Genomic DNA, 13,563 nt, shown 5'->3' on the forward strand with positions numbered 1-13,563 from the left:
TCGCCCTTCGATTGGCTCAGCACGAACGGTTTTAAAGTGGCTTTGCTGATCTAGCGCGCGTCGCTCCACAACAACCTCACTGCCCGACGCTGGCCACGGTCAGCGTGCCATTCGGCCACTGGCCGCGAATCGCGGGCGAGTACATCGCCTCGACCCGCGTCGGGGGCAACGAGAAGCGCCCCGAGCCGTTGAGGCGGACGACATATTCGACCGCATGGGTGCCCGCGGGCATCCAGCCGAAATAGCCGCGCCAGCTGTCCTTGCCGCGTTCAACATAGCTCGGCTGTGCGCCCGATCCGCCCGCCTGATCGGCGAGCATTTCAGACTGACCGCCGAGGTTGCCGACGATCGTCGCGCCCGGCGCGATCGGATCGTTGATGACGACCCAGGTCCGGCCCGCGGCCGCGACGACCTCGATCCGCACCTTGATCACGTCGCCGCGCGTCAGTCGGTCCTTGTTCGCCGCCTTGACGATGCTGACCGAGCGCTTGATCCGGTAACCGGCGTTGAGCGGTTCCTTCAAAGGCACCGCGGCCTTGACGCTGACCGTCGCCCATGGCGCGCCGGTGCCGTCATGCTTCAGGCTCATCGTCGCCGCGTTCAGCGCGACGCGGAGCGGCGAGACGGGCTCGGCAGGCAGCGGCCAGCTTTGCGATGCGGTGCCGCCCGACAGACCGATGTTGGTGACGCCGGTGATCGCGCTTGCCGGATAGAGTTCGGCGAAACGGCGGACGGTGACCGCGCCCCACGCGTTGGCGGGGGTGGTGTCCCAATGACCCTTGCGCTGACGCTGTGCGACGCCGACCATCAGCTTGCCCGCGTCATCCTCCCAGCCCTTGCGGCCGAGCACGGCTTCGAGCGCCTTGATCGCCATTTCGTCGCCGCTGGTCATCATCCACCAAGGCGCGCGGGCATCGTCGACGAGATCGAGGCGTGTGCCTTCGTAAACGAGGCGCTTGCGCAGTTCGGCCTCCGCCGCGGTGCGCAGCGCGGCCGCATTGCGGACGCTGGGCGTGCGTTCGATCGCGACGAGCCAGTCGGCGAGCGTGCCGGTCGCCATATCGATCGGGGCGACGTCGTTCGCCGCCACCAGCTGCGCGCTCGACGCATTGTTGCGCGCGAGCGCCGCTAGCGCCGCGATGCGGACCGGGCGGATGTCATAGGGACCGTACCCTTTGCGTGTCAGCCGTCCTTCGACCACCGCCTGCAACGCCTTGACCATCTTTGCCTTGGGCGCCTCGGGGATCGCGAAGCCATTCGCCGCGGTAATGCTGAGCACATAGGCGGTGAGCTCGATCGACCCTTCGAGGCGCTCGTTGGGCCAATAGCGCAGCAGGCCGTCATCATCGAGATAGGTCGGCATCGCGCCTGCAAGCGCCTGCCAGCGGGCGAGATCGCCGAGCGCGATCGCGCGCGAGGTCGATTGTTCGAAACAATTATACGGATAGGCGCTCATATAATCGCGCACCCCCGACAAGGGCGGTGCGAGCGTCCCCGCGAGCGCGACATCGACATAGCCGCCGGGCAAGGCGCCCGCCGGAATGCCGATCGGCAGCGTGGTGTTCGGGCCGATGCGGAACAGGCTCGCCGCCCAGGTCTCGACCGGCACCGCGGCTTCCACCTGCTGCTCGAAAACCAGTCGGTCGCGCTGCTTGCCGCCCTTCGCCACCGCCTCGACCGTCCATTCGATCGGGCCGGTTTGTTCGGGGGCGGTCATCGACCAGCTGATCGGCACCGCACCCCCCGCCGGAATGGTGACGGTCAGCGGCGGCGCGGTCGCGAGCGCGGGCGACAAAGTCGGAGTCGCGGTGACCTCCATCGCCTGATCGGTGCCATTACGCAGCGTAAAACGCGCATCATAGGTGTCGCCGGTGCGCACCAGTTCGGGCATGCCGGCGAAGATGCCGAGATCCTGCACGGTGCGGACGCTGGTTTCGCCGGTGCCGAAATATTGCGATCCGTCGGTCGCGATCGCGACGAGGCGGAAGCCCGAGAGATTGTCGCTGAGCGGTACGTCGACCGTCGCGCGGCCCTTGGCGTCGAGCGGCACATTGCCCTTCCACAGCAGGACAGGACGAAAATCCTCGCGGGTCAGGCCCGAAAGATCGCCGCCGCCGCCGCCGCCGGGTTCGAGCGCCTTGCGGCCATAATGCCGCTTGCCGACGACCTGCATCTGCGCGGTCGAGGTGAGCACGTCGAGCGTGCGTTCGCCCATCATCGCCTCGATCAATTCCCAGCTTTCGTTGGGGGCGAGCTGGAGCAAAGCCTCGTCGACCGCGGCGAAAGCGACGTCGGCATTTTTCGGCGCCTTGCCGCCCGGAGTCTTGACCTCGATGCTGACCTTGGCGGTTTCGCGGACCGCATATTTCGCCTTGTCGGCCTTGACCTTGACCCCGAGCTGATGGCCTTCCCAGCCGACCTTGATCCGCGCAATGCCCATGCGGTAGCTCGGCTTGGCGAGGTCGACCAAAGCGGTCGGCGGGGCGCCTTCGCTATTCTCGATCTTGAAACCGACCGCGCGCTTCATCTTGCGGAACCAGCTTTCCTCGCCGGTGACGCGGCCGCGCACCGCCATCACCGAGACATAGACGTCGGGGGCGTAGGTCGCGGGAAGCTTGACCTTGACGACCGGGTTGGTGCCCTTGAGCGGGACGACAAAGCTGGAGAGCACCCCCTCGCGTTCGACGGTGACCAGTGCGGTCGCTTCGCGGAACGGCATGCGGACCTGGAAGCTCGCGGTGTCGCCTGCAGCGTAGCGCGGCTTTTCGGCGATCACGTCCATGCGGTCGCCATTGTCGCCGCCGAACCACCATTCATTGTCGCCGGCGAGCCAGACCGAGCGGACGGCGCGGGCTTCATTGCCGTCGGCGTCGAGCGTTGTTGCAACGACAGTGACTTCGCCCGAAACGCCGGGCGCCATCGCGCAGCGAGCGCGGCCGAGCTTGTCGGTCGTTGCGGTGCAGCTGGCGGTCAGCTTCGTCGTGCGCATCTGGTTGTCATAGGCATAGAAGCCGCCAATCAGGCGGCGCCGCGCGGTAATGATCTCGCGGTTGTAGAGCGCGACCGAGACGCGCTGGCCCGAAATCGGTTTGCCGTCGAGATCGAGCGCGATGAAATTGAGCTTGAGGTCGTTGTCGCGCATCAGCCAGCCGTCGGTCTTGAGCCCGAGTCGGACGGCGGAGGGGTAAAGCGTGATGCGGCGGCTGGAGGTCAGCGTTTCGCCATTGGCGTCCTCATAATCCATTTCGGCCGCCATCACCGTCGGTTCGGTGATCGGCTGATCGACCGCGACGCTGGTCGTCGCGCTGCCATTGGCGTCGAGTTTGAGCGGCACCGAACGCGCGAGCGGCAGGTCGGCGGCGGGTTCGTCGCCACTGTCGTCGAGCTGGATCACGCCTTCCTTGACCGGCTGGCCGTCGAAATCCCAATCCTTATAATCTTGAGGCGGCGACCAGCTGGAACGGAAATTGGTGCGCAGCTCGACGGGGATGCCGGGGGCGGGGCCGCCCGACAAATAGCCGACAAACAGTGACAGCGGGACGGCGGTCGGGCGTACCGGTGATGTCTTTGGCCCGGTGACGGTCGCCTTCATCGTCGGCAGGCGATATTCGTCAACCTTGACCGACTGGCCCGACCAGATCGTCTTGTCCTCGCCATCCTTGTCCTTGGTGACGAACACCAGTTCATAATCGCCCATCGGCGCCGCAGCGGGGACGTTCCACACGCTGTCGCCGCTGCCGGTGGTGGCGATGGCGAAGGGCATTTCGAACTCGGTGTCGGAGCCGCGGTGGACGAGGCGCAATTTGCCCGCGAGCGGTTGCGGCGTCATGAAGCCGGTGCCGACCGGGCGGCGCAGGATATGCTTCATGTGGACGGTCTCGCCCGCCTTTACCAGCGAACGGTCGAAGACGGTGTGGAGAATATCCTCGCGCTCCGACCAGCCATAGGGAAGGTCGAAATCATAGGGGCGGATGCCGCTGCCCCAATCGGTGAGGGTAAAGCTGAAATCGTCGCCCGACCGCGCCGAGACCATCAGCGCATGGCCCTCGCTCTTGGTCGGGTCAGGGGTTTCCTCGCAGCTCGAATAGGTTTCGGGCTGCGGTAGCCCGCCCGCAAAGGCGAGGCGCCCCGCTTTGTCGGCTGTGCCGCGCGCCAGCAGGCGACCGGTGCAGCTGTCCGAGACGCGGATTTCGGCGCCCGCGACGGGTAGCCCGGTGTTGAGCGACGTCACCCACGCGAGCGAGCCTTCGCGGCCCCATTTGAAATGCACCGCCATGTTGGTAACGAGCGCGGCGGTCGCGACATAGCGCGTCGCCTTGCGCCCGAGCAGCGCGGCGCCGAGTTCGGGGCTGGCGATTTCGACGACGTGGAAGCCCTTTTCGGTGAGCGGGATGCCGACGACCTCGAACTCCTTGCCGCCGCCGGGCGGGGTCAGTTGCAGTTCGCGGCGCTCGCCGCCCGCGGGGGCACCGGCGAACACCGACTTGGTGCCGGTGTAATTGACCCTTATCTCCTTGCCCGTGCGGTCCTTCTCTTCGCGATAATCGGTGTCGTCGGCGTCATCGACGCGTTTGAGCCAGCGCGCGATCGCGGCATCGTCGTCGCCGATCTTGAGCGCGGTGGCGGGCATCTTGAGACCCGCCTGGACCAACGTCCCTTCGACGCCGCGCACCGTGACGGGCAGCACGCCGCCCTCCCCGGCTTCGAGGATGCCGAATTCGGCGGCGAATTTGACCAGTGGTGGGGCGCGGTCAATGTGGAATTTCAGCGGGAAGTTTGACTGGTTCTGCAGCTTGCGGCCGCTCTGGTCGGTGACATCGGCGGGCAGGATCAGCGTTGCGTCGACATTCTGCGGCAGCGGGCCGGCGAAGCGGACGCTGGTGAGATACGAGTCATTCTTGTCCTCATCGTCGACCTTTGGCGTCAGCTTCTTGCCGTCGGCGGTGTTGAGCGTCGCGGCGAGGATCGTTTCGCGCGACACCGGGGAGGCAAAGCTCAGCGTCACATCCTTGATCGGGTTGCAGCCCGCCTGCGGGTTGATGCGGCTGCACGACATTTTGGCGGTGAACGCGGGGCGGACGTCGAAATCGAAGCGCTGGTCGCGCCCGGCGGTGCGGCCGGGCACCCCGGCCTGCGCGATGCGCGCATCCCAGACGACCGCCATCTCGCGGCCGGGGGGCAGCGGGCGGCGGCATTTGACGGGAACGATGCGGTCGAGTGTGGCTTCGCGGTCGGCGCCCGCGGCGGGTAAGCGCTGCGGCAGCCCGGCGTCGGAGGTAAACGACTGGCGCGACCAGTTGTTCTCGCCGAGTCCGGTCAGGATTTCGGTCGCGGTGGCGCGCGGCAGGACGTCGAGTGGGATCTTCTCGCCGATGCCATCAACCGCGCAATAGCCAAAGCGGCCGACCGAGGCGCGGTCAGCGGCGACGTTGGTGGCGACGAGGAAAATCTGCTCCTCCTCGATCCCGTCGTAGATGCCGCCCGCGAGGATCGCGCGCGCCGAGGGGCCGCCGGTGTCGAGCGCGAAGCGGTCGTTGCCGGCGACGGTGATGCCGCGCGCGGTCTTGAGGCCACCCCGCAGTTCGACATGGCAGCGTAGTCCGCCGGGGAGCGGCTTGTCGAATTCCAGCACCCAGGTGCGGGTGTCGACCCAGCGGCCGGTCGACGGGAGTTTGCAGTCGTTGGTCGCGGGCGCGGCGGCGCGGGGATCGCCGAGCGGGACCATGTCTTCGGAGAAGCGCAGTGTGAAGCGGGTGATCGTGCCGTCGCCGGTCCCCGCACTGCCCGGGGTGGCGAGGGTGACCTGGGGGACTGTATCAGCGGTCGCGGTCGCCGCCATCGCGAGCGAAAGGGGAAGGATCAGCGCCAGTTTCGCCTTGCCGGCAAAGCGTGCCGCCAGCCCGCGCCATCCGATATTCATCGCACTGTCTCCCCGCATTGACCTGCGCCTTTATCCTGCTGGAAACAGGGGCGGCTGTCCACCCGTCGCCGCGTACCGGGAACGCTTAGCCGCGGTTCAGGAAAAGGCCGTGATGGCGGTCATAGCCAAAGGCAAATCGTCAGGGTGCGAGAAGCGGGCCGAGCTTTCGCCCTGCAAAGACATGGACGTGGAGGTGCGGGACTTCCTGGTGGCTGTCCAGCCCGGTGTTGGCGAGCAGGCGGTAACCGGGGGCGACGAGGCCCTGATCGCGCGCGACAATGCCGACGGCGCGGATGAAGCCCGCGATTTCGGCGTCGCTGGCGCGCGCCGAAAAATCGTCCCAGCTGACATAGGCGCCCTTGGGGATCACGAGGATGTGCAGCGGCGCCTGCGGGTTGATGTCGTGGAAGGCGAGCGCAAATTCGTCCTCAAACACGGTTTTCGACGGCAGCTCGCCGCGCAGGATGCGCGCGAAGATATTGTTGTCATCGTAGGGCTGGGTGGCGTCAATCGGCATACGGGTGTCCTTACTGGCGGCTGGCTTTTTCGGCGTGGCCCGAGGTGCCGTGGCGGCGGCCGAGTTCGGCGGCGATCATGTCCCATGTCAGACCGCGCTCGGCGAGCAGGATCGAGAGGTGGAAGACGAGGTCGCTCGCTTCGCCGATCAGCGCCGGATCATCCTCGCTGACCGCGGCAATCACCGCTTCGACGGCTTCCTCGCCCAGCTTCTGCGCGATCTTGCCGCGACCTTTGGCGGCGAGGCTGGCGACGTAAGAGGCTTCGGCCTCGCCCCCGGCCAGCCGGTCGTGGATGACCGCTTCGAGCCGCCCCAGCGCTTCACCCATTGCCTTGCTCATCCGCGCGCTCCCTTTGCGAGCGTAACTAGCGGCGGGCGGACGCGGCGACAAGCCGCTGCGGGGTGTGGCGCGAAGGTCGCAGGCGCAAATTTTTATCGCGCGGTAACCATATCGAAACGCGGTTTGCCGTATTTTTTCCGGGCCGGGGGGCGAGTTCAACTTTTACGTTCGGAAAATATATCATGAAATCAGGCACCCGCCCCCAGGTGTTTCTGGCCGCAACGGCCTCGGTAATCGCCTTGATCGCGACCCCCGTTGCGGCGCAGAGCGGGGATGACGACATCATCGTCACCGGATCGCGGATCGCGAAAAGCGAATTCACCAGCGCCGATCCGATCCAGGTCATCGACCCCGACAGCGCCAAATTGCAGGGGCAGGTTCAGCTCGCCGACATCTTGCAGTCGACCCCGGCGGCGCAGGGATCGATCCAGATCAATTCGGCGCTGTCGAACCGGGTCATCGCCAATGGCGGCAATGATGTGCAGAGCGTGTCGCTCCGCGGCCTCGGCGCCGAGCGGACGCTGGTGCTGATCAACGGGCGCCGCGCGGGACCGGCGGGGATCCGCGGCGCGGTTGCGCCGTTCGACCTCAACGTCCTGCCGCTGTCGGTGGTGCGCCAGGTCGAGATCCTCAAGACCGGCGCCTCGTCGATTTATGGGTCTGACGCCGTCGCAGGCGTGGTCAACATCCTGACCCGCGACGACCTGAACGGGTTCGAGGGCGGCGGCTTTTCGTCGGTAACCGAACATGGCGGCGGCGAAAGCTATGGCGCCGACGCGAGTTTCGGCAAGACGTTCGACCGCGGCCATTTTTTCGCGACGGTTGACTATTTCCGCCAGCAGAACCTCACGCGCCGCGATCGCGGCTTCCTGTTCTGCTCGGAAGAATATCTGAAGCGCGAAGCCGATGGAAGCCGCGCCGACATCGTCGATTTCCGCACCGGAAGGCCTGCGTGCAGTAGCGCCTTGGGCAATGCGATCGTCTTCAGCGACTTTTCGGGGGTCGATCAGGACGGCTTTCCGACTTTTGGCCCCGGGCTGATCGCGTCGAACGGACAGGCGATTTTTGCCGGACAATATGGCGCCGAATTTGCCGGGGTCGGCATATCGCTGAACGCCTATAACCCGATCGGAGTGTTCGGTCCGGCCAATTTCTTCGGGCTCAATTTCGACGGCCCGTCGACCGGCGCGCTTAACAAATTCGAACCGGTCGAGCAGAATTCGGACGTGTTTTCGGGGGTCAGTCGGATCAGCGCTTTCGCCGATGCTGCCTATGACGTCACCGATAGAATCACCCTCTACAGCGAAGCGCTGTTCAGCAACCGCAAGTCGCACAACAACGGCTTTCAGGTGATGACGCTCGAACAGTTCACCGGCGCGTCGATGCTGCCCTTTTTCCTGTGCAATCCGGCAGCGAACAATTGCGACCCGTTCGACATGGGCGACCCGTTCAACGGGGAGTTCGGCGGCAACATCATCCTGCGCCCGCGGGTGCTGGTGAAGACGGAAAGCCAAGCCGACATCGATTATTATCGCGGCGTGCTCGGGCTACGCGGCGAATTGGGTGGCGGCTGGAAATGGGACGTCCACGGCCAGCACAGCCGCTCGGACGCCAGTTACACCCAGGACGTTCTCTATCAGGACGCGCTCGCGTCGCAGACGCTGCGGACGCGCTCGTGCGTGGGAACGGTGACCGCGATCCGCGGGGTGCCGTGCATCGACATCGACTTCACCGACCCGCGGGTGCTGCGCGGCGATCTTACCCCGGCCGAGCGCGCTTTCCTGACCGGCCGCGAAACCGGGCACACGCTGTTCAAGCAGACGTCGGCCGAAGCGCTATTGACCGGCAAGTTGTTCACGCTGCCCGCAGGGTCGGTCGGCGCGGCTTTCGGCACGAATATTCGGCGCGACGAGATCAACGACACGCCGGGCGACGCGACGCTGGCCGGCAATGTCGCGAATTTCACGACCTCGGGCATCACTGCGGGCCGCACCGTGTCCAAGGAATTGTTCGGCGAAGTCGAGGTGCCGCTGCTCGCAGGCGTGCCGATGATCGAACGGCTGACCTTGTCGGGCGCGGCGCGCTATACGCATGTCGAAGCGACGCGCCGCGACGGGGTGGAGGACGATTTCAGCGACACGACGTGGAAGGTCGGCGCCGACTGGGCGGTAACCGACTGGCTGCGCTTTCGCGGCACCTGGGGGACATCGTTTCGCGCCCCGGCCCTGTTCGAACTGTTCCTCGAGAATCAGACGGGCTTTCTGGGCCAGCAGGACATCGATCCGTGCATCCAGACCGCGGCGCGGCTCGCGGCGGGGGCAATTAGCCAGCGCGTATTCGACAATTGCGCCGCCGACGGCATCGGTCCGAATTTTGCTGGCGGGGTCGGCCCCGCGACGATCGCGTCGGGCGGCGGGATCGGTCAGCTCAAACCCGAAACCTCGACCGCAAAGACGGTCTCGGTGATCCTGACCCCAGATCTGTCGGGGGCGCTGTGGGGCGGACTGCGCGCCAGCCTGGCGGTCGATTATTTCGACATCAAGGTGAAGGACGAGATCACCCTTCTCGGCGCGGGCAATATCCTGCGCGGCTGTTATGATTCCGAGGTCGCCGACGAACCGCTCTGCAGCCTGTTCACCCGATCGACAACGGCGGGTCCCGACGCGCTAAGCGTCGCGGCGGTGACCGACCGCTATGTCAATATCAGCCGCCAGCGCAACCGCGGCGTCGACCTGTCGCTGGCGATCGATCAGGATCTCGGCACCCTCGGCGCGTTGACCTTTCGCGCGCAGATGACCTGGCAGGTCGAGGACAAGGTCGCGCTGTTTCCCGGCGCGACAATCGACGACAATGGCACGATCGGCAATCCGAAATGGGTCGGCGATTTTAACCTGGGCTGGATAAAGGGCGGCTGGACCTTGTTCTACGGACTCGACGTGACCGGCGCCGCGTCGAATATGGATGACCTGCTGCGCGCGCAGGGCGGCGATCCGTGCCGCACCTCGAGCTTCCGCCCCGGCGGGCGTTTCTGCCCCGACGTCAGCGTGCCGGCGACCTTCTATCACTCGCTGTCGCTGAGCCGCGAGGTTGCCGATCGGTTCCGGATCACGCTGGGGGTCGCGAACCTGTTCGACACCCCGCCGCCACGTGTATCGACGGTGGTGACCGCAACGCCGCCGGTGATCGGGCAGGCGCCGGCGTTCGGGACGCAATATGATTATCTGGGACGGCGGGTTTTCTTGCGTGTGCGGGGGCGGATGTAAAGGCGGAGTATGGCGGATTTGGAGCGGACTGTTATCGAATTTCGTCATGCTGAACCTGTTGCAGCATCCATAGCCTGAGCGTTAATTCCGTGCAGTGCCAAAGGAGACGGCAGGCCATGGCCCCTGGAATATGTTCAGGGTGACGAGTGAAGAGATGTTCGCAAGTCGGTCGTTTCCCGGCATGCGGTCTTAGTGCTGTGCCGGCAATTGACGCTTGCCGTCTGCCTACGTCCCGCCATAGTCCGTGGTCATGCGCAACCTTACCGCCACGCTCGCCCTCGCCGCCGCCCTGCTCGCCGCCGCGCCCGTCCACGCCAAACCCGCCGACGCTGGCGCGGCGAAGCAGATTCTCAAGGACAGCATCGCGATCCCGACGGTCGAGGGGCGCGGCAAGGTACCCGAACTCGCGGCCTATTACGCCAGTGTGCTCAAAGCCGCGGGTTATGCCGACAGCGACATTGAAATCACCCCGATGGGTGAAACCGCAACCTTCGCCGCCACGCTCGCCGGGACGACGAAGCAAAAGCCGATCGTCCTGCTTGGCCATATGGACGTGGTCGAGGCCGATGCGAAGGACTGGACGCGCGATCCCTTCGTCCCGGTCGAGGAGAATGGCTATATTTTCGGGCGCGGGTCGGAAGACAACAAGTTCGACGTGTCGATGATGGTCGCGGCGATGGCGCAGCTCAAGAAAGAGGGCTTCAAGCCGAAACGTTCGATCATCCTGCTGCTCTCGGGCGATGAGGAAACCTCGATGACCACGACGCGCGCGCTCGCGGCGCAGTATAAGGGCGCCGAATTTGCGCTCAACGGCGACGGCGGCGGCGGGCTGATCGGTGAGGATGGCAAGCCGCAATATTACGGGCTGCAGGCGGGCGAAAAAACCTATGCCGACTTCGTCCTCGAAGTCACCAACCCCGGCGGCCACAGCTCGCGGCCCGCGGACACCAATGCCATCGTCCAGCTGTCAACCGCGCTGGCCAAGGTCGGCGCCTATCGCTTCACGCCGCAGCAGAATGAGCTGACGAAAATCGGCATGCCGATCGTCGCCGATCAGGTCGGCGGCGCTATCGGCGCCGCGCTCAAGGCCTTTGCCGCCAATCCTGCCGACGCCAAGGCGATCGCGACGATTCGCGCCGACCCCGAATATGTCGGCCAGATCGGCACAACTTGCGTGCCGACGCTCGTCAAGGGCGGTCACGCCGAAAACGCGCTGCCCCAGCGCGCCACCGCCAACATCAACTGCCGCATCTTTCCCGGGATCGCCGTGGAAACGGTGCGCGCCGAACTGGAAAAGCTGATCGCCGATCCCGCGGTCAAGGTGAACACCGATCCCGACGCCAGCGCGAGCGACGCCTCGCCGCTGCGTCCCGACGTCGTGGGTGCGGTGACCAAGGCGGTGCATGCGCGCGCGCCGGGCTTGCCGATCGTGCCGTCGATGAGCGGCGGGGCGACCGACAGCTATCATTTCCGCAAGGTCGGGGTGCCGAGCTATGGCGTCGCGGGGCTGTTCTCGAAAGCGAGCGACAGCTTCGCGCACGGGCTCAACGAGCGCGTCCCGGTCGATGCGATCGCCCCCGCGCTGGCGCATTGGGACAGTTTGCTGCGCGATTTGTCGAAGTAGGAGATCATCGCCCCGTCTGCGCGCAGCTGGCGGCTATACCAGCGCCCCCACCGCGCGCTCGATCATCGCCACCGCCGCTTCGGCGCCGAAGCTGCCTGCATCGAGCGATAGCTCGAGCCACAGCCCGTCGACCATCGCGGTCAGCATGATCGCCAGCCGCTCGGCATCCTCCGCGCCGCACGCGACCAGCAACTCGCCCAGCCGCGCGCGGTACCCCGCGTAACTATCCATGTGAATGGCCGCCATCCGCGTATCGCTCCGCGCCAGCGCCCAGAACGCCGTCCACGCCCCGAGCAGCTCGGGATCGGTCACCGGCGATCGAAAGCTGGCGGTCAGATACGCCAGCAATTGTGCGCGCGGCTCGGGGGCGGCGCCTGCGACCGCCTCGGCAAAAATCGCATCCATCCGGTCGCTGGTCGCCTCGTAAGTGGCGGCGACCAGATCGTCGATGCCGGCAAAATAATGGCGCAGCAGCCCCGGCGACACTCCCGCCTTCGCGCAGATCGCGCGAACATTGCTGCCGACAAGGCCATGTTCGGCGAGCACTGCAGCGGTCGCCTCGATCAGGTCCGCCCGTCGGGCATCGGCGCTTTCGCGCGTAAAGGCTTGGCGAACGGGCTGCATATTGTTATACGTTTGTACAACAAGGATCGACTCATGGCAACGCTGCGCGACACTTTCGATAACATCGACCCGCAAGACGGCTGGTCGCTCTCCGCGTGGACTTATAGCGACCCCGATTTCTACGCCGTCGAAATGGAGCGGATTTTCCGCCCCAGCTGGCAGGTCGTCTGTCATGCTTCAGACATTCCGAACCCTGGCGATTGGCATAGCATTGATTATTGCGGCGAGAGCGTCATCGTCGTCCGCGGCACCGACCGCGTGGTGCGTGCCTTCACCAACGTCTGCCGCCACCGCGGTTCGCGGCTGGTCGACGGCGCCGCGGGCTGCGCGAAAAAACTCGTCTGCCCCTATCACGCCTGGACCTACGACCTCGACGGCCGCCTGACCGGCGTTCCCGACAGTGCCAGCTATCCGACGCTCGACAAGGGCAAAGCGGGGCTCGTCCCCGTGGGCCTCGAACAATGGCGCGGCTTCTGGTTCGTGCGGCTCGTGGACGATGGCGGCCCGTCGGTCGCGCGCATGATGGCGCCCTATGAAGCGCAGGTTGCGCCGTACCGTTTCGAGGAACTCGGCGCGCTCGGTCGCGTCACGCTACGCCCGCGCGACGTGAACTGGAAGAATGTCGGCGACAATTATTCCGACGGCCTCCACATCCCCGTCGCGCACCCCGGCCTCACCCGCCTGTTCGGCAAAAGCTATGGCGTCGAAGCGACCGATCATGTCGACCGGATGTGGGGGGATTTGATCGATCGCACCTCGGTGAACTGGTCCGAGCGGATGTATCAGCGGCTGCTGCCCCCTGTGCCGCATTTGCCCGAAGCGAACCAGCGCCACTGGCTCTATTTCAAGCTGTGGCCCAATGTCGCGTTCGACATCTATCCCGACCAGGTTGATTTCATGCAATGGTTGCCCACCGGACCGACCAGCTGCCTGATCCGCGAAATTTCTTATGTGCTCCCCGATGAGCGCCGCGAGATGCGCGCCGCGCGTTATCTCAACTGGCGGATCAACCGTCAGGTCAATGCCGAGGACACCGAACTGATCACCCGCGTCCAGCAGGGGATGCAGTCGAAAAGCTTCACCGTGGGACCGCTCAGCGACAAGGAAGTCTGCCTCAAGCAATTCTGTTCGCGGATGCGCGACATCATTCCCGAGGCGCGGCTGGAGAAAGCGCCGCAATCGGGGTGGAGCAAGTAAGTCCCCCTCTCGCTTGCGGGAGGGGTTAGGGGAGGACTGTTGCCCTCCCAGTCAGTTTTGTCAGCGGGACAGGCCCTT

At 65.5% G+C, this 13,563-nt stretch carries 7 protein-coding genes; 3 read left to right on the forward strand and 4 right to left on the reverse strand.

Annotation, left to right across the window (positions count from 1 at the left end):
* Nucleotides 1-76 precede the first annotated feature (76 nt).
* From IPF76_RS05860 to IPF76_RS05870, 3 genes are all read right to left on the reverse strand, one after another.
* The gene (locus tag IPF76_RS05860; protein ID WP_293840843.1) at nucleotides 77-5,938 is read right to left on the reverse strand and encodes an MG2 domain-containing protein; all 5,862 of its coding nucleotides are present in this window, start codon (nucleotides 5,936-5,938) and stop codon (nucleotides 77-79) included.
* 121 nt (nucleotides 5,939-6,059) lie between these two features.
* The gene (locus IPF76_RS05865; protein ID WP_293840846.1) at nucleotides 6,060-6,437 is read right to left on the reverse strand and encodes a histidine triad nucleotide-binding protein; all 378 of its coding nucleotides are present in this window, start codon (nucleotides 6,435-6,437) and stop codon (nucleotides 6,060-6,062) included.
* A 10-nt stretch (nucleotides 6,438-6,447) separates the two neighbouring features.
* The gene (locus IPF76_RS05870; RefSeq protein ID WP_293840849.1) at nucleotides 6,448-6,777 is read right to left on the reverse strand and encodes a phosphoribosyl-ATP diphosphatase; all 330 of its coding nucleotides are present in this window, start codon (nucleotides 6,775-6,777) and stop codon (nucleotides 6,448-6,450) included.
* 182 nt (nucleotides 6,778-6,959) lie between these two features.
* On the opposite strand from IPF76_RS05870, the gene IPF76_RS05875 reads away from it, so the two are divergent.
* Nucleotides 6,960-10,040: a TonB-dependent receptor gene (locus tag IPF76_RS05875; RefSeq protein WP_293840852.1), complete on the forward strand. Its 3,081-nt coding sequence runs from the start codon at nucleotides 6,960-6,962 to the stop codon at nucleotides 10,038-10,040.
* 250 nt (nucleotides 10,041-10,290) lie between these two features.
* A complete protein-coding gene (locus tag IPF76_RS05880; protein WP_293840855.1) occupies nucleotides 10,291-11,664 on the forward strand; it encodes a M20/M25/M40 family metallo-hydrolase in 1,374 nt (457 codons plus the stop codon).
* A 33-nt stretch (nucleotides 11,665-11,697) separates the two neighbouring features.
* Here the strand turns inward: IPF76_RS05880 and IPF76_RS05885 are convergent, their stop codons facing one another.
* Entirely contained in the window at nucleotides 11,698-12,288 is a 591-nt protein-coding gene (locus IPF76_RS05885; protein WP_293840858.1) for a TetR family transcriptional regulator C-terminal domain-containing protein, read from the reverse strand.
* Between the two features lie 33 nt (nucleotides 12,289-12,321).
* Between IPF76_RS05885 and IPF76_RS05890 the strand changes: the two genes are divergently transcribed.
* Nucleotides 12,322-13,485, forward strand: a complete 1,164-nt coding sequence (locus IPF76_RS05890; RefSeq protein WP_293840861.1) for an aromatic ring-hydroxylating dioxygenase subunit alpha — start codon at nucleotides 12,322-12,324, stop codon at nucleotides 13,483-13,485.
* Nucleotides 13,486-13,563: the final 78 nt, after the last annotated feature.

The organism is Sphingopyxis sp. (assembly GCF_016704835.1).
Lineage (GTDB): Bacteria > Pseudomonadota > Alphaproteobacteria > Sphingomonadales > Sphingomonadaceae > Sphingopyxis.

Bases quoted from the DNA above. Each gene is read 5' to 3' on its own strand.
- IPF76_RS05860 (WP_293840843.1), bottom strand. From the start codon at position 5,938: ATGCGGGGAGACAGTGCGATGAATATCGGATGGCGCGGGCTGGCGGCA.
- IPF76_RS05865 (WP_293840846.1), bottom strand. From the start codon at position 6,437: ATGCCGATTGACGCCACCCAGCCCTACGATGACAACAATATCTTCGCG.
- IPF76_RS05870 (WP_293840849.1), bottom strand. From the start codon at position 6,777: ATGAGCAAGGCAATGGGTGAAGCGCTGGGGCGGCTCGAAGCGGTCATC.
- IPF76_RS05875 (WP_293840852.1), top strand. From the start codon at position 6,960: ATGAAATCAGGCACCCGCCCCCAGGTGTTTCTGGCCGCAACGGCCTCG.
- IPF76_RS05880 (WP_293840855.1), top strand. From the start codon at position 10,291: ATGCGCAACCTTACCGCCACGCTCGCCCTCGCCGCCGCCCTGCTCGCC.
- IPF76_RS05885 (WP_293840858.1), bottom strand. From the start codon at position 12,288: ATGCAGCCCGTTCGCCAAGCCTTTACGCGCGAAAGCGCCGATGCCCGA.
- IPF76_RS05890 (WP_293840861.1), top strand. From the start codon at position 12,322: ATGGCAACGCTGCGCGACACTTTCGATAACATCGACCCGCAAGACGGC.